Below are 14,927 nucleotides of genomic sequence, written 5' to 3'. Positions count from 1 at the left end.
GATCGAGCCGCGCAGCGCTCTCTCTCGACCGCACTGGCTCAAACCCGTCCCGGCCTTCCTCTTCCTCTGAAAGGAACGGCCGTGGCCGACATGAAAAAAGCGCCCGGCCGTGAGGCGGGGCGCTCAGTATGCTCAGTCGATGGCCTGAAAAATTTCGGACGCCTCGGAATGATCCGCAGCATATGCATAGAGGCGGTCATACCCCTCGACCAGAAGATCGGATTGGTACTTGAACGAGAGATGGGAGAAGGTGAACAGCGTGGCGATGATGCCGGCTGCCTCGGCGGGGACTTCGCCCTCGTAGCCGTTCGTCTCACAGACGATCCGGTAGCGGGGCCTGGAGGTTGGCACAAGATAGAGGGGCATGCCCTCCTGTTCGTAGAAGTCCCAGAGACCCCCGCCGTAATCCTGCGGACTGAGCCAGCCCATGAGATTGTAGAGGGTGTTCTCTGCGATGATCAGGTGCCGAGTGCCGAACATCGTTGGGAGGAAGGTTTGACGGCGGCGCTCAGGGACGAGTGTAGCAAGGCGTACTGCGGTATCGGATAAGGACATGGGGTTGATGCCTCCAGAGAGTCGGAAGGGTAAAGTTCCGGCGGCGCTCTCTCTCGACCGCACGGACTCGACCCCCTTCCAAAGTCCTCTTCCTCTTAAGGCTGTTGCCCTCACGCAGAAGCTTGGGTCAATTTTGGCCGCCCATTGCTGCCACTCGAACTTGCTTGCTCAATGCGGTGGCTGTTGGCTGCCTACGCTTCAATGATGTCTGCTGGCGACCTTTCGGGACCCCGCAAGAAGAAAGAATACCAGCACCGCCAGCATTCCGATCAACACCGCGGCAGTCATCAGCAGTACCGAATGGGTCATTGAAAACGCAGCTTTCCCCGCCGCGATCACTTCGCTCCCCTGATCTGCCACAAGCTGATGGGCCACCAAATAGCTGTCACCGATGGAGCGCGCGGCCTGTTGGGCTAGACCCTCCGGTATTTCCGAATGCAGTTCGAAGTTGCGCTCGTAAACGGCCGACATGAACACTCCGAACAGTGTGATCCCGAGGCCGGTACCAAGCTCATAGCCTGTGGCCTCCAGCGATCCCCCTGCGCCGGCCTTGCTGGCCTCGACAGATCCCATGATCGCGATTGAGGAAGACGTCAGACCGATACTTAGCGCCAGCCCCAGAATTGCCAGCAGTGCCGGCACGATCAGCCCCGGCGTGTGAAAATCCCTGACTGCGAGCCAGGCCAGCGCCAGTGCCGAGATCGCCATCGAAAGGCAGGCCACGGGTCTCAGCCCGAACCGGCCCGACAGCCAGCCCGCGAACGGCCCGCCCACCGCTGCGGCAGCCATAATCGGGATCATGAAGATCCCTGCCTGAAGCGGTGTCTTGTCGAGCACGTATTGCAGTTCTTGCGCCAAGGTCAGCTCGACCCCGGCCAACGCTCCGCTGGCAACCATCGCCATGACCATGCCCGCGACAATGAACGGGTGCGCGAATAGTGACAGATCCAGCATCGGTTGAGCCGTGCGCAGCTGCTTTTGGGCAAAGAGCACAAGCAGAACGACACCGAAGACCAGCACCAGCAGAGCCACCGCCGGCGGCTGCTTGGCACCGAACCCTGCCTTGATTGCATAGACTACCGAGATCATTCCGACGATCAGCAAGAGCGCTTGCCCGATTGCCCAGTGGCCAGGACTGGTTTCCTCACGCCGGGGTAAAAGGAACCAGCAGGCGGGGGCAACGACCAGCATCACCGGAATGTTGATGAGAAAAACCGAGCCCCACCAGAAGTGCTCCAGCAGTGCGCCACCGATCAGCGGACCCACCGCCGCGCCCGCGGCGCCGACTGTTCCCCAGAGGCCAAGGGCCAGACCGCGCTCAGACTCATCATCAAACGTGCGGCGGATGATGCCGAGCACGCACGGCATGATCATCGAACCACCAAGCGCCAGCAGCATCCGCGCCGCGATCAACATGGGTGCATTCGGCGCGAAAGCCGCCAATGCCGAGGCAACACCAAAGATTGTAAGCCCGGTCAAGAGGATGCGGCGATTGCCAACCTTGTCTGCCAACGTCCCCATCGGAACCAGAAGCCCGGCCATCAGCAGCGGATAGATGTCGATGATCCACAGTACCTGGGTGCTGGAAGCACCCAGTGCTTGAGTCAGCGTTGGCACCGCGACATGAAGGATGGTCATGTCCAACGCCACTGGCAGAAAGGCTAGCATTACGGCCAGCAGCACCAGCCAGCGTTTCGGATCGGGTTGAAGGGCGGCCATAGTCTATTCACCTAGAATTCTGTTGCAGGCTCCGATATAAATACATACGTATGGATTTCAATAGGCGAGTGAGCAGGCAGAGGACCGATGGGCAGGAAACCGACGATCAGCCGCGACAGGTTGCTGGATTTAGCCGAAGAGATTGTGTGTAGTGGCGGCGGGTCAGCGCTGACCATCGGCGCCCTTGCACAGGCGGCGGGGATTTCCAAAGGCGGGGTGCAATATTCCTTCGCTACCAAGGACGACCTGGTGCGCGCTGTAATTGATCGCTGGACCAGCCAATTCGACGCGATGCTGGGGGACGACGCTGCCGAGGACCCGGTCACGTTCGTCAGACGCTACATCGCGGCGACCAGAGCTTCACAGCAAGCAATGAATGCCAAGGTGGCCGGGCTTTTGGTCAGCTACCTGGAGGATCCGGTGAACCTTAGTGAAACACGCGACTGGTATCTCGGGATTTTTCGCCGGCTTTCGGGAGCGTCACCGGATGCACAGGCGGCGCGTGTGGCCTTTCTTGCGGTGGAGGGGCTGTTCCTCATGCGCATGAATGGCATTGACGAGGACGGCACCTGGACAGACTTTCTCGACGATGTCGAAGCAATTCTGGCGCGCTTGGCTGGGTGAGCGCCTCTGGAGCTCGATTGCAAGCTATGAGAAGTTGATCTGTCGGTTGCTGTTTCTGCATCAGAGCGGACATCCGCTTTTTTCGTATACGCGACGCAACAGAGCGGTAAGCTCCCGCCGGCATCGGAAAATAACGGAAGGACGGTTCGAGCACTGTCGCATTCGCCGTCTGCGACGATAGGGGCCGGGCTGCACCTCTCGGGAAATGCAGCCCAACCTTGTGTCATCCCTGCTGGTTCAGACCGAATGCCGAGTGATGGATCAGTTCACCACGCGGCTCAACGCCGTCGAATGGCAAGGCCTGAACAAACTCGGGAGGGCAACCGACGACGCACAGGTCAATGAAAGTCCGAAAACCGAACCTGCCGTAGTAGCCGGGATCACCCACCAATGCGGCGCCCCTGCTGGTTGCCCGAAGTCGCAGTAAAGCTTCGGCTATAAGGGCCGTGCCGATGCCTTGGCGATGCCTCGACGGTAAAACGGCAAGCGGACCGAGTAGCGCCCAGCCGTTCTGCATCCCGATCCGTGCGGCTGAGGCGGCCAGGTAACCGATCACTTCACCGTCGTCCTCGGCGACAAGCGAAAGGGTGAGCGCACCCTGCGCCCGCAGTGCCTCGACGATATTCGCCTCGGTGCCGCTTGATTGCGGAAGCGTCCCGAACGCTTCAGTGACAAGCTGGCTGACTGCCGGCGTGTCGCCTGTAATTTCGTTACGGATCTGCATGTCAGACTCCCTGATTGTCGAGTTGAGAGCGCACGGCGATGAGACCACGTCTGGAGATACGATAAGGCTGGCCTGATCTGGCTTCGATAAAGCTTTTTCGCCGCAGTCGGGAGAATGTAGCTGGGCCATAGTCGGCAAGGATTATCCCGTCGCGAACAAAGCAGCCAACGGTCTTAATCTTTGGGCCGCGGTCGCGTTCACGCAGAATATGGCCGCGAAGGGCGAGAGCGCGCAGAGCACGTGGGTCATTTCGAGAGATGTTCATAATAGGCTCGTGTATAGATGTGAAAAAACGCCCTGGCGCGTGAGCGCCCGGCGGCTTAGAATTTCACGAGGCTCTCTGATTTTCAGAGAGCCTTATCACACAAGCTCTGACATCCAGTCTCCGTTGTCTGAGCAGCAGATACACGCTCAGCACGAATACCGAATAGGGGCCCGTCGCAATTGTGGCAAGCGTTGACTCAGCCGATCATTCAAAACGATCGCCTGACTTTGTGAATGTGTGGCCGTTGATAGTGAGCATTTCATCGACAACTGCGTCAGACAGATGGTGCTCGTATTCGCGTTCGAGCTGGCGGTAGAGCCAGCGGGCAAGATCGCGCAGAAGTTCGGTCACGGTCTCCTCCGCATCGGTCGTCTTGTCCTGATAAGTCGGGCTGTCGCGCTCGACCGAAATCGACATGCAATGTTCGTGGTAGTAGTGACCGTGGTGGCTGGCCTCGGCGTTGAGCTGGAAGAAGTTGCGTTGCTGGATCGCCTGCAGCGCTTCCGCGATACGGTGCAGTTCGTAGTCCTTCGGCGCATGGCCCCGAATCTGGCGCGGCGCTACCTTCTGATAGGAATAGAAGGCTTCATAGCAAGCTCCGTCACCCTGGCTCCAGAACCCGCGAAACCAGATGCAAGGCTTCTGTCGGGTGCCGCCGCCATGAAGCCGTAACGGGCGGGTTTTCAGCCGCACACCGAGAATGGTGCAGATCGCCTCGAAATCCTCGAAGACGAACTCGTGCCAATCATCGTCGCCGGAGGCTTCCCGATACCAAGCGCGTGCTTTGTCCTTTGCGGCATCGGACAACTCATGTAGGCGATAGACGGTTGTTTCGATGATCTCAGGCATTGGAATCACCTCCGTCGAGGACTTCCGCGAGCCAGCCATCGGTGTAAGTCCAGGCGATCGTTTCCCCGGTTGCCAGATCCATCACATGCGCACCGCCGCCGAAAGCGTTGATACGAGCTTTCGAGCAGGTATTTGCGTACTGAAAACCCCATCTGCCGGTCAGCCGGAATTCCGTGGCGCAAAGCTTGACGAATTGGGTGAGGCGTTCGGGATCGCCGGTCACGTCATCGCGCATCCAGAGCTGCGTTCCGCCATGCTCGGGCTGGATGGACAGCAAGAAGCCGTTGGACGGCGGATCCTCGGAGGCGCCATCCTCGGACAGGCGATTATAGAGATCGAGCGCGTGCGCCGCATTGTCGGGTGTTCCGACATTGAGCAGGCAGGAGAAATGGGTGAAATAGTCGGCCATGTCGGGCTCCTGAAACAAAAACGCCCGGCGCGGCCGCCAGGCATGGGGTAGGGAATGAGTGTTGGTCAGGTGGCCTGGAGGAGCGCTTCGCGGGCAGGCTCGCGCCAGATACTGTCAACGAGCCGGCCTTCGAGAACACCGGCGCGGAAGCGCAGGCACCGCGCGGCGTCGGAATTGTCGGAGCTTGCTTCTGCGAAGGCCTTTCCCCGCAATTGGCTGGCTTCGGTGACGACCATGCGGGCCTCGCCGTCGGACGTCACGGGATCGCACCAACTGATGTTCTGTGCACGGACTTCGCCTGCGACAACAAGCCGTCCCTCGCGGTCGATTACGGTGACGATGCGCGGCGAGTAGCGAACGCCGGCGCCCGCACTGCCTTTGATATCGGCATGGGCGATGCGGGTTTCGGCGGTGATGATGGCATCTTGCAGAGAACCGCATTCGGCGAGATGGACGGTGCGGTCGTAGAAGATCAGCTCGGCCTGGGGATCGTCATCGATGAACGTGGCGGTCCCGATCATGACGATGCGGAGGGGAAAACGCGCCGCGCTGCGCAGATGTGAGACCAACTCGTCGAATGTGATCTTTTTGGCAGGTATGAAGGCGGCGGCCTGTGGTGTGCTGTGTCGCATGAGGATCACTCCGTGACAGGCGGCGGAAGTCTCTCTCCCAACCCTCATCCCGTCATGGCCTCCACCTCCGTCCTCTCACTCTTATTGCGGTGGTTGCCGAAGCTCAGGTTTCGGCTTTTATGGGTGTGGTGGAGTTGGCCGACCACGCCGCAAGGCCCGGGCGCAAGGTGCCACGGGCCGTTGATGTGAGGCGCTTGCGCCTCACTGGAAGGGATCGATCTCGAGCTCGACCATGTCTTCGTCGCCGTCGAACTCGGAGGCGACCATCGCCGCGTGGGTGCCGTCTCCTGCCTGGAAAACGACGATCGAGACCATCAGGGTGGTGGCGAGGCTGGCGGCGAAAGCGGTGGCATCTGCAAAGGACATGGTTCCGGCTCCTGTCTTGGGGAGGCGGGGGACCATCCCCCGCGCGACAGGCGCCCGAAGTGTCTGATCGGATCTGCAATCACCCTCGTGTGTTCGGGAATGCCCCGAATCCGCGAGGGCGGCACGCTCGCGTAAGCCGACCCTTCACGGGTTGATTGTCAAAGAGACGGATCGGACCAAGGTTTGCGAATGGAAGCGGGAATGGTATTTCGCATCTGACCAGAGCCGTAACCCCTTATGCAGATGCTGTGTTTCGTCAGTCTCGCCGATGCTCTGATCGGTAGTTAGCGTGTTTCCTGACAAATGCCGCGGGCGTTGCCGTCGGCTCTCTCGACCCTGCATGGTCAAAAGCCGAAATCTAATCTCTTCGCGGCGAAGACGCTCCGCTATCACATCGCCGCGCGGCGGTTCCTCTGGGCCGTGGTTTAGCACCACAGACCATCCGCAATTTCGCGGGCGATCATCCCCCTTGCCTTCATCATGACGTCATCGCCGGTAGTGTCGACATGGCCGATGAAACGGGCTGCCGATCCATTCTCGGTCCAGTCGCGATAGCAACAATACTCGCGGGACGTGAGTTTGTAGACCAGCAGATCGTTGGCCCAATGCGGTTTTGGCTCAACGACGACGGCCAATCCATTGCAATTGTCCTCCCACGGCAGCGAGCGTTCCGCGGGCGGCTGCTCACGATCGAGCGCAAAGATGGTGTCTATGTCGATCACGACGCGGATCCTCCGATGTGCGTACCCGTTGCATTGCCGTCGGCTGCGGCACACAGAGGCAGGTTGAAGTTGGCGCGGGCATGGTCGGCGATGGCCATGATGATCTCCCAGAAAAACGAAGTTGGCCCGCGATCTTTCGACAGCGGGCCTAGCTGGATGGAACGTTGTGATCAGGCGGCGATGCGTCCTTCGATGACATCGGCGCCAACCTCGTCAGCCGAAATCTCCTCGAGATGCGCGCGCGCGCATCCGGTCTTCGCCAACCAGAGTTCGGCGGCTTCACGGCTTTCGGCGAGATGGAGAAGCTCCACATTGTCGCCGATGTCTTGCACGACACGGACCTGGCCGATCTGAGGGCGTTCGATGACGCGGAAGATCAGGCTGCTGTCGATGCCGTAAGTCCGCATGATCGTGACGAGGATGATGCCGCTTTGGCCGAAATTGCCTTCATGCAGGGTGAAGCATGGAGGGGACGTGTAGGTTGGGCGTTCGCGCATGGGCTCCTTGCGGACAAGGCGGCCGACGCCATTGTTCCGTTCCCAAGCGGCAAGCTTCTTGGTGAAGCGCGCTGGCGGTTTGGGCTCTCCGTTGGCATAGGCCACAAGTGAGCCGAGCGGGGCGATATCGAAAACAAGTGATGCAGACACAGTCAGGTCTCCTGAAACGAGAATGGCCCGGCGGATGCCAGGCTTGGAGGGGCGAAGGGGAGCAGACGGGGCGACCGTGACCGCCCCGCTGTGGCTGATTATTCCGCCGCGATCAGGTGCGTCGGATCGGCGTCGATGTCGCCGGCATCCTCGTCGACGCCGGAGAGGAAGTCCGGCAGTGCCGCGGTCTCAGCTTCCACCTCAATGACCGGGGACTGTTCGGTCTCGATCAGACGCAGCGGCGAGGGCAACCAGCCGGTATCGGCTAGCAGGCGTTCGGCTTCCTTTGCCATGTCGCCTTTCTTGAGATGCTCGATGAGCTGGGCCGCGCGTTCGCCAGCGCCTTCACGGACAGCCTCGAGGATTCTCGGCTTGGTGACGCGACCAAGATAGTTCTCAACCGTCGGACGCCATCCTGCTTCGTCGACCATGTCGAGGGCGGTGGCGCGGGCCAGTCGATCGGCCTGCGTGATGCGCTGGTCGAGGCTGTGCTGCGAAAGCCCTGAGCCGCCGTAACGGTCGACCTTCTCGACGAGCGCATTGACGCCATAGCTGACGCAATGGGCGAGCAAGGCCATGCGGCTCGCGTCGTCGAGTGCTGCGATCCAGTCCCACAGGGCAGTCGGCTCGGTGGGCAGATCGGTCTTCCAGTCGTCGTAACGCTGTGCGATGGCCTTGGCGGAAGCGCTGTCCTTGAGGTCATTGCCCTGGGCCGAGAAGAAGTGATGACGCACGGTCACTTCCAAGCATCCGCTCGGCGCGGAATAGTGGTAGCGCTCCGTCACCAGCCTGTGCAGCAAGGCGGTCATTGCAACATGGGGATTATTCGCCAGCGCATTATGGAGCGCCAGCGTACGGTGCGCTGTCAGTTCTGAGACCAGCCGCTCGGGCAGCGGCTTGATGACATCCTCTTCGTCATCATCCTGTTCGGTCGGCTGGCCGCCAATGGTGATGACTGCGTGCTGTCGTGCCGAGATCGACGATGCCGAACCGCCGGGCGGCGTGACCGCGCCCTCAGTGTCGTCGCCGCCATCGACGGCGAGAGGGGCTTCATCCTCGGGGTGGACATAGCCGCGATCGATCGACATGCGGCCTTCGCGGTCGATGCTGATGAATACACCGGCGCGGGCGATCTCGGCTGGGTCGTAGACGACCGGACGATCGTCGAAGGCGGCAAGCGCCGTTTCGATCTCGCCAACACGCTCGTCAACTTCCTCAGGGTATTGTTCTGCCTCGGCATATTCCGCTTCGAGTGCCTCATATTCTGCGGTGAGGGCGTCGAAGGTCGCCTGTTCTTCATCGCTCAGGGGCGTGGTCGTGCCGATCAGCCGGCGCAGGCCGTGGCCATATCCATAGGGCGTCTCGGTGCGGGCATCGACCCATTTCCAGCCCTCAGAGCCGATCGCCTCGGCTTGCGCCTTCAGCTTGTCGTCGGTGAGCTGCTCAAGCAGGCCGACATCCTGCAGCCAGCCGCCATCGTCGGACTGGAAGAGGTCGTTGAGCACGATGCCGCCGGCTGCCTCATAAGCCTCGATGCCGACGAATTGCGCCCGCTTGTCGGAGGCGCGTACCGTTGTTTCGGTCAACATGCGGCGGATCTGGTGCGGCTCCTTCGACCAGCTATCCTTGATCGCGTCCCAGACCTGTTCCTGACGGCTGTGATCGGGATTGACGGTGAAAGCCATGAGCTGTTCGAGCGTCACGCCGTCCTCGGCATAGAGGTTGAGCAGCGAGGGCGCGACGGAAGCCAACCGCAGGCGCTGCTTCACGATATTGGTGGAAACGAAGAATGCCGCCGCGATTTCTTCCTCGGACATGCCCTTGAGACGCATATCCTGGAAGGCGCGATACTGATCGAGGGGATGGAGGGGCGCGCGCTGAAGGTTTTCGGCGAGGCTGTCGTCCTCAGGTAGGATGTCGCTACCAGCTTCGCGCACGACGCAGGGCACCGGCGCGGTCCTGGCGAGGCGCTTGGCCTTGACCAGAAGTTCAAGCGCGCGGTAGCGGCGGCCACCAGCGGGAATCTCGAACATGCCGGTCTGATTGCCCTCTGCATCGACGACAGGTCGGACATTAAGGCCCTGAAGCAGGCCGCGGCGGGCGATGTCCTGCGACAGTTCCTCAATCGAGATGCCAGCCTTGACCTTGCGGACGTTCGATTGGCTGAGGATCAGCTTGTTGAAGGGAATGTCGCGCGAGGACGACAGGGTGATTTTCTGAGCAGCAGGTGCCATCGTGATAGTCTCCGCGACGGGTGCCGAGAGCCTCTCTCCCGTCCTGAACCCGTCACGAAAATCCCCACACTCCTCTTACTCTCTTTCGGCCGCACAAGCGGAGAACCGGAAAGCCTGAGGAGCGCAAAGGCGCAAACCCGATTCACGCCTCTCCAAAGATCGGGCTGGCTGCGGGCGGCGCCCGTTCTGAACTCGACTTTGTCGAGCCTCACGGTAGAGCGATGCCGGTCTAGTTCACCACGAATAAAGGTTAGGTTCGGTGGCGGCCGTTAGCGTACCAATATTCCCAATTCTGACAGTAATTGACCTGCTTGCTGGCGTGAGATGATGGCGCCCTTGAACTTTCTGGCATCGACGAGCTTGATCCCGCCCACGTCAGCCCCTCGCAAATCGGCGCCTTCGAATCGGGTATCAACCAGATTAGCTTCCCTCAGACTACACTCGCGTAAAATAGCATCCCGAAAATCGCATCGCGACAGGTCTGCCATGCTGAAGTCCAGGCGTTCAAGCACTTGCTTGCGGAATGACATCGCTGGCAGCGCCGCCGCGGAGAAAATGCTTCCACTCAACTTTATGGCCAAAGCCGCTATTGAGGACATGTCCGCCCCCGTGAACTTGCAGTCGGCAATTTCGGCTTGGTTCAGCTTGGCTCGCCTAAGATTGGCATTGTTGAAATCGCTGTTGCTCAGCACCGCTTCCGACAGGTTGGCAGCCTCCAGGCTAGCGTGTCCGGCTCTACAACGTATAAATCTCGAGCCCTCCAACTGGGCACTATCGAATTTGGTGCGCACCAGCGAGGAGGCCTCAAAAGTCCATCCCGAAAAATTCAGTCTTGAGAGATCCTTACCTTCAAGTTGGCAGGATTTTATGTGATGCGGGAGCATCGTTTCAGACATCGAACGGATATCTTCTTCGTCTAACGAGCGTTCAACGATTTCTATGGGTTTGCTCATGATGGCCTCCAAGCCGCAGTGCCTGCCCATCGCCCGCTTTCCAGGGCGGGCGACTGCATACTTTTCAGTTACGCTTGGTTCATCAAAGCGAAGAGGGCCTCGCCCTGCTGCCGGCTCGCCTGTGCGATGCCGATCGCGATCTCGTCTTGGTCTTTGCCCAGGGCACCCACGACCTCCGCAGCAAACTCCTCTGGTTTAAGGACAGGCAGCCCAGCGGCGATTGCGTCCAGCGCCGCATGGCCGCCAAGGCTTGTGTCTACGGGAGGGGCAATGATCTCGATCACGCGGACCGCCTGAGAGGCGAGTTGGTGCCGCAGGCTCAGTGTCACCGAATGTAGCGCCGCTTTGGACGCGCTATAAACGGGCAGGGATGCGACCGGACAAAATGCCAGACCTGACGACAGGTTTATGATCATGGCTGCGTCCTGCGACTTCAGGATCGGCAGCAACTCCAGCGATAGCATCAAAGGCGCGAGGAAGTTGATCTGCATTTCTGCGGTGACCTGGGCTTCATCGAGTGGACGGCTGAAGTCTGTCTTGGTCTGCACTGCAGCGTTGTTGATAAGTGCGGAAAGGTCTGGATGCTCCTGAGCAATCCAATTCACCAGGGCGGTGCGATCTTGTCGATCCGAGACATCGCATTGTCTGGTCAACAATTCTGGAACCAAGGTTCTGGCCGCATCAAGTCGACCTTGGTCGCGACCACAAGCAATTACGGCGTTACCTTCGGCGATCAGCGCCCTCGCGAGCGCCAGACCGATGCCACCGGCACCGCCAGTAATGAGAAATTTCTTTGGTGTTGTCGTCATCGTGCATCCTTTCAAAAAAGCTAGGTGCGCCGTGACGTTGAAGATAGCCTCGGACACACCAGTGCGCCGTGGGATCACGGTTGGCACTGTCGTGGATGTCCTGGAGGACGAGAAACTTCCACATACGTGGAAGCGGCCGAACTACCAACGGCCTGCTCTCTTATCGACTGGAGGGTCGTAGCATGTGGGCAGGTAACGGGCAAGCATGTAGCCAGCGGTTGCTCAGTTTATGGCTGGGCTGGGGGCGTTGCGGGGTCTCCCCGCTGATGGGGGTGTGCCGGCGACCACGTCGCCGGCCAGGGGGAAGGCCTTCCCCCACAAAAACGCCTTTCTGTAATGCCTGAAAGCTGTCAATCCGGATGAACGCATTTCATCTTTCCAGTCTGACGCGCAGACGCCGTGCCCGCTCACGAAATGCCTCCTCGCCACCTTCAAGAATGTCACAAACTGCCTTGCGGATATTGGCATTTTCCAGACCCCCAGCCCTGTAGGTGATCGGGGGCAGACCGCCAATCTGATGCGGGCCGACTTCTGCAACGATGATCTGATCCGCATCCGTATTGATCACGAGGTTCGCATTGTGGGTGACCATGATCACCTGCCGCTTGGACTTCGCAGCTATGAACAGCGAGACGAGTTCGTCGAAGACGGACTTGGGATCGAGATTCTCCTCGGGCTGATCGATGATGAGCGGACGGTCATCGGCATCATCCAAAGCCAGATAGAGAAGAAGGAGAACGATGCCTCGCGTGCCGGGTGAGAGCTTGCGGATATCGATGCCGTCATAGACGATCTCGTAGCGCACTGAGATATGATCGGTTGCAAAGAGCCAATGGGCAAATTCCTTCAGCCAGGCGCGAAACTCCGCCTGTTGCGTTTGAGCGATTGGGGCGTGCCCGATCAAGTCTCTCAGATAGGTTGAAATGAAGGTGGCCATTGCGGTCTGCACATCCGCTGCCGTCCCATTTTCCCACGCCGGCTTGAGCGCTGTATTGGCCAACTGGATCAGCGATCCACGACCATTGAAGGGGCCGGCCTTTCTACGATCTAGGAGTTTCTCCTCGGCAATCGTTCCCCAGGCTTCGACATCAACGATACGTCGCACGGAGAAGCCGAGCTTTTGCAAGGTTCCCGATGACGCTGCCAGACGGCTCATAAGGGGAGCGTAGAGACTAGCGAGCGCCATCTGCTCATTGATGATCGCTTCGAACACACGGCCATAGGCTGCATCACGTTCGGTTTGCAGGTCCTTCTTGCGGACAGCGGCGCCCTGCGAATCGGTGAGACGGGTCTGCAGGCTCTGAAGGGCGGTGTTCTCCTGCGCGATACGGAGCGAAAGCGCGGAATACTGATCCCGGATCAATTTGTCTGCGCTGACCAGAGCTTCGAGCCGTGTCATCTCGGCTTGAAGAACGTTGAGGGTGAGTGTCGAAAGATCGGCACCGTCGGCGATGGGTGGCGCGGGAATTCCCGGTGGCAGAGGAACACCATTAAGGGCGGCGATCTGTTGATCCGCCCATGTGACGTAACCCGCCAGACTCTTGTCGACATCGCCTTTATAGACCAGCAGAAATTCGTCCCACTGCTGATCGTTCATATGGCCTTGCTGATGGCGTTCCCTGGCCTGCCGCAACAATTCGGGCGCCTTGGTCGCGCGGGTGCTTTTCACCTCATCCTGCAGGGCGAGGAAGGTCCGCCGCTGATTGCCGAACCCCTGAATCTTGCTGCGTACGGCCTGCACCGCCTGACTGAGTTGCGTGTGCCGTTGTGCCTGAGCTTCGGTGCCCTTGACGACGAGTTTGGCGAGATCTTCATTGTAGCTTTTGATCAGGCTGGTTTTCTGGGTCACCTGCGCAGTCAGAGTCGCGACCGAACTTTCCTTTTCCAGTTCCGTAGCGATGCGATCGGAAATGTCGGCAATAGCTTCGGCTTCTCGCTCACGGGCTTGCTGGAAGCGACTTGTGCTATGGCTGCGCAACTCGGCGAAGTCGATCGCACCGTCCCGCTGATCGTCGGAGTGGGATTCGAAAATCACACGTTCGATCTCGGCGATCAGACCGTCAGAGAAGCCGCCGGAAGAGCAGAGCTCTTCCACGAATTGCTGCGACAAATATCGGGCGCGCGGAAAGGATAGATGATTGTTGGCGTCCCGACCATCGAGCGCGCGTGTGATGGTGGCACCACCACCCCAGGTCAACGTGGCCGTCGCATTGCCGACCAGCTTGCGGGCGCGGACAAGGAAGGAGGGACTAGCATTCTCGCTGGCGCTCCATCCAGATGGCGTGATGGCATCGCATCCAGCAGCAATCATATCGGCGAGGGCCGTTTTCCCGGAACCGCGAGCCCCGATGATAGCCACCAGGCCGGGGTTTAGCGGGATTTTGGGAGTCGCGGCCCAATCTGCATCAGCAATGGAGATGTGCGAAATGACTTGCGAGGGCATAGCGGTTCGCGGCGGTTCCGTTCCGACGTAAGCGCGGCCTTCCGGATCGATGCAGGCTTGGCGCAGTGCATCGAACTCGAGCCCGCCCTTGATCCATGAGAAGCGCTCTTCGACGGGTTGGCCTACGCTCTTTTGATCATGGGCGTCACTTCCGTGCAGGCAGGGCTTGCAACCATCATAGTTTTCGCGGAGTTGCTCGACGCTCACACCTTTTTTGCCAAACCAGAATTCGCGCTGTGCGGGGCTGCTTGAGAAGATGATGTGGGCGAACCGCTCGATCTCCTGGCGCATCGTCGCATCGGCCGCCTGTCGCAACCCCGACGTTCCATCTCCCGCTGCGCCGGCCACTGCGACCAAAATGTTGGCCTTCGCCCAGTCGCTGTCTCTTAGCACCTGGCGCAGTTGAGCGAAGTTGACCTTGAACTGCGTGGCACCGTGGCGCAGAGCCGCGCCATCGTCGATGATGGCGGTGTCGGCGCGCTTGCCCAGAGCAATCAGGTCGTTGCGAGTACAGTTATAGGTGTCGCCATGCGCCTGGAACTGCAATCGTTGGAGAATGCGATGCAGTTCGGCCAAATGATTAGAATCTTCCGGACTAACTAGCAGGTGCACATTGACGAAGCCGGTCTTGGCGGCGATGTCGAGCCGCAGTTCGACATTTGGAAAGATGAGCTGGACGTTGGGCAAGCGCCCCGCCTGCTTGCGTCGCAACACCTCCTCATACGTGTCAGTAACATAGTAGTCGGTGACAGCTACCGCTCCGATCGTCGGCGTGCAGCTTTCCAGTGATGTGAGATAGGCCTCCCAGGGATCGCCGCCGCCGAACTGATTGTTCAGGATTGTCCCCGGCGCATGGATATGCGGCTCCCAACGCCGCCACTGCGAACCTCTACCGATCATTGCCCCTCCGCGTGTGTCGGCAGAAATAGATGGCCTATTGCTCTGTCCGAATCCATGTGACTTAAAAGCTTTTTAG

General features: G+C 59.7%; 15 protein-coding genes. 1 reads left to right on the top strand and 14 read right to left on the bottom strand.

Features of this window, described 5'->3' with window-relative positions:
• Nucleotides 1-132: 132 nt before the first annotated feature.
• The gene (locus ASD54_RS17955; RefSeq protein WP_062425013.1) at nucleotides 133-555 is read right to left on the bottom strand and encodes an antirestriction protein; all 423 of its coding nucleotides are present in this window, start codon (nucleotides 553-555) and stop codon (nucleotides 133-135) included.
• 198 nt (nucleotides 556-753) lie between these two features.
• Entirely contained in the window at nucleotides 754-2,274 is a 1,521-nt protein-coding gene (locus ASD54_RS17950) for an MFS transporter (protein WP_062425012.1), read from the bottom strand.
• Between the two features lie 87 nt (nucleotides 2,275-2,361).
• Between ASD54_RS17950 and ASD54_RS17945 the strand changes: the two genes are divergently transcribed.
• Nucleotides 2,362-2,898 (top strand): TetR/AcrR family transcriptional regulator, encoded by a 537-nt coding sequence (locus tag ASD54_RS17945; protein ID WP_062425011.1) that lies wholly within the window; start codon nucleotides 2,362-2,364, stop codon nucleotides 2,896-2,898.
• Nucleotides 2,899-3,121: 223 nt separating this feature from the next.
• On the opposite strand, the gene ASD54_RS17940 is transcribed toward ASD54_RS17945, so the two are convergent.
• The 12 genes from ASD54_RS17940 to ASD54_RS17895 form a co-directional block, all read right to left on the bottom strand.
• Nucleotides 3,122-3,622 (bottom strand): N-acetyltransferase, encoded by a 501-nt coding sequence (locus ASD54_RS17940; protein WP_062425010.1) that lies wholly within the window; start codon nucleotides 3,620-3,622, stop codon nucleotides 3,122-3,124.
• Between the two features lies 1 nt (nucleotide 3,623).
• The gene (locus ASD54_RS26240) at nucleotides 3,624-3,887 is read right to left on the bottom strand and encodes a YjhX family toxin (RefSeq protein WP_156379279.1); all 264 of its coding nucleotides are present in this window, start codon (nucleotides 3,885-3,887) and stop codon (nucleotides 3,624-3,626) included.
• A gap of 204 nt (nucleotides 3,888-4,091) precedes the next feature.
• Nucleotides 4,092-4,736, bottom strand: coding sequence for a hypothetical protein (locus ASD54_RS17935; RefSeq protein WP_062425009.1), 645 nt, complete (start codon nucleotides 4,734-4,736; stop codon nucleotides 4,092-4,094).
• Nucleotides 4,729-5,145 (bottom strand): hypothetical protein, encoded by a 417-nt coding sequence (locus ASD54_RS17930; RefSeq protein WP_062425008.1) that lies wholly within the window; start codon nucleotides 5,143-5,145, stop codon nucleotides 4,729-4,731. The genes ASD54_RS17935 and ASD54_RS17930 overlap by 8 nt, the downstream gene beginning before the upstream one ends.
• Before the next feature lie 65 nt (nucleotides 5,146-5,210).
• Nucleotides 5,211-5,777 (bottom strand): hypothetical protein, encoded by a 567-nt coding sequence (locus tag ASD54_RS17925; protein ID WP_062425007.1) that lies wholly within the window; start codon nucleotides 5,775-5,777, stop codon nucleotides 5,211-5,213.
• 201 nt (nucleotides 5,778-5,978) lie between these two features.
• On the bottom strand, nucleotides 5,979-6,143 hold the full coding sequence (locus tag ASD54_RS26990) for a hypothetical protein (protein ID WP_171380208.1): 165 nt from the start codon (nucleotides 6,141-6,143) through the stop codon (nucleotides 5,979-5,981).
• A 425-nt stretch (nucleotides 6,144-6,568) separates the two neighbouring features.
• Nucleotides 6,569-6,874, bottom strand: coding sequence for a hypothetical protein (locus ASD54_RS17920; protein ID WP_156379290.1), 306 nt, complete (start codon nucleotides 6,872-6,874; stop codon nucleotides 6,569-6,571).
• 161 nt (nucleotides 6,875-7,035) lie between these two features.
• Entirely contained in the window at nucleotides 7,036-7,512 is a 477-nt protein-coding gene (locus tag ASD54_RS17915; protein ID WP_062425005.1) for a hypothetical protein, read from the bottom strand.
• 98 nt (nucleotides 7,513-7,610) lie between these two features.
• Nucleotides 7,611-9,746, bottom strand: coding sequence for a ParB/RepB/Spo0J family partition protein (locus ASD54_RS17910; protein WP_062425004.1), 2,136 nt, complete (start codon nucleotides 9,744-9,746; stop codon nucleotides 7,611-7,613).
• Nucleotides 9,747-10,015: 269 nt separating this feature from the next.
• Nucleotides 10,016-10,699 carry a pentapeptide repeat-containing protein gene (locus ASD54_RS17905; protein WP_082546391.1) on the bottom strand — a complete coding sequence of 228 codons (684 nt, stop codon included), beginning with the start codon at nucleotides 10,697-10,699 and terminating at the stop codon, nucleotides 10,016-10,018.
• Nucleotides 10,700-10,767: 68 nt separating this feature from the next.
• Nucleotides 10,768-11,595, bottom strand: a complete 828-nt coding sequence (locus tag ASD54_RS17900; protein WP_244484789.1) for an SDR family NAD(P)-dependent oxidoreductase — start codon at nucleotides 11,593-11,595, stop codon at nucleotides 10,768-10,770.
• Nucleotides 11,596-11,878: 283 nt separating this feature from the next.
• Nucleotides 11,879-14,851 (bottom strand): TrlF family AAA-like ATPase, encoded by a 2,973-nt coding sequence (locus ASD54_RS17895; protein WP_062425001.1) that lies wholly within the window; start codon nucleotides 14,849-14,851, stop codon nucleotides 11,879-11,881.
• Nucleotides 14,852-14,927 lie beyond the last annotated feature (76 nt).

Source organism: Rhizobium sp. Root149 (assembly GCF_001427345.1).
Taxonomy (GTDB): domain Bacteria; phylum Pseudomonadota; class Alphaproteobacteria; order Rhizobiales; family Rhizobiaceae; genus Neorhizobium; species Neorhizobium rhizoryzae.
The sequence above is the reverse complement of the archived record's forward strand: the minus strand, read 5'-3'. Positions and strand labels throughout refer to the sequence as shown.

Bases quoted from the DNA above. Each gene is read 5' to 3' on its own strand.
- ASD54_RS17955 (WP_062425013.1), bottom strand. From the start codon at position 555: ATGTCCTTATCCGATACCGCAGTACGCCTTGCTACACTCGTCCCTGAG.
- ASD54_RS17950 (WP_062425012.1), bottom strand. From the start codon at position 2,274: ATGGCCGCCCTTCAACCCGATCCGAAACGCTGGCTGGTGCTGCTGGCC.
- ASD54_RS17945 (WP_062425011.1), top strand. From the start codon at position 2,362: ATGGGCAGGAAACCGACGATCAGCCGCGACAGGTTGCTGGATTTAGCC.
- ASD54_RS17940 (WP_062425010.1), bottom strand. From the start codon at position 3,622: ATGCAGATCCGTAACGAAATTACAGGCGACACGCCGGCAGTCAGCCAG.
- ASD54_RS26240 (WP_156379279.1), bottom strand. From the start codon at position 3,887: ATGAACATCTCTCGAAATGACCCACGTGCTCTGCGCGCTCTCGCCCTT.
- ASD54_RS17935 (WP_062425009.1), bottom strand. From the start codon at position 4,736: ATGCCTGAGATCATCGAAACAACCGTCTATCGCCTACATGAGTTGTCC.
- ASD54_RS17930 (WP_062425008.1), bottom strand. From the start codon at position 5,145: ATGGCCGACTATTTCACCCATTTCTCCTGCCTGCTCAATGTCGGAACA.
- ASD54_RS17925 (WP_062425007.1), bottom strand. From the start codon at position 5,777: ATGCGACACAGCACACCACAGGCCGCCGCCTTCATACCTGCCAAAAAG.
- ASD54_RS26990 (WP_171380208.1), bottom strand. From the start codon at position 6,143: ATGTCCTTTGCAGATGCCACCGCTTTCGCCGCCAGCCTCGCCACCACC.
- ASD54_RS17910 (WP_062425004.1), bottom strand. From the start codon at position 9,746: ATGGCACCTGCTGCTCAGAAAATCACCCTGTCGTCCTCGCGCGACATT.
- ASD54_RS17905 (WP_082546391.1), bottom strand. From the start codon at position 10,699: ATGAGCAAACCCATAGAAATCGTTGAACGCTCGTTAGACGAAGAAGAT.
- ASD54_RS17895 (WP_062425001.1), bottom strand. From the start codon at position 14,851: ATGATCGGTAGAGGTTCGCAGTGGCGGCGTTGGGAGCCGCATATCCAT.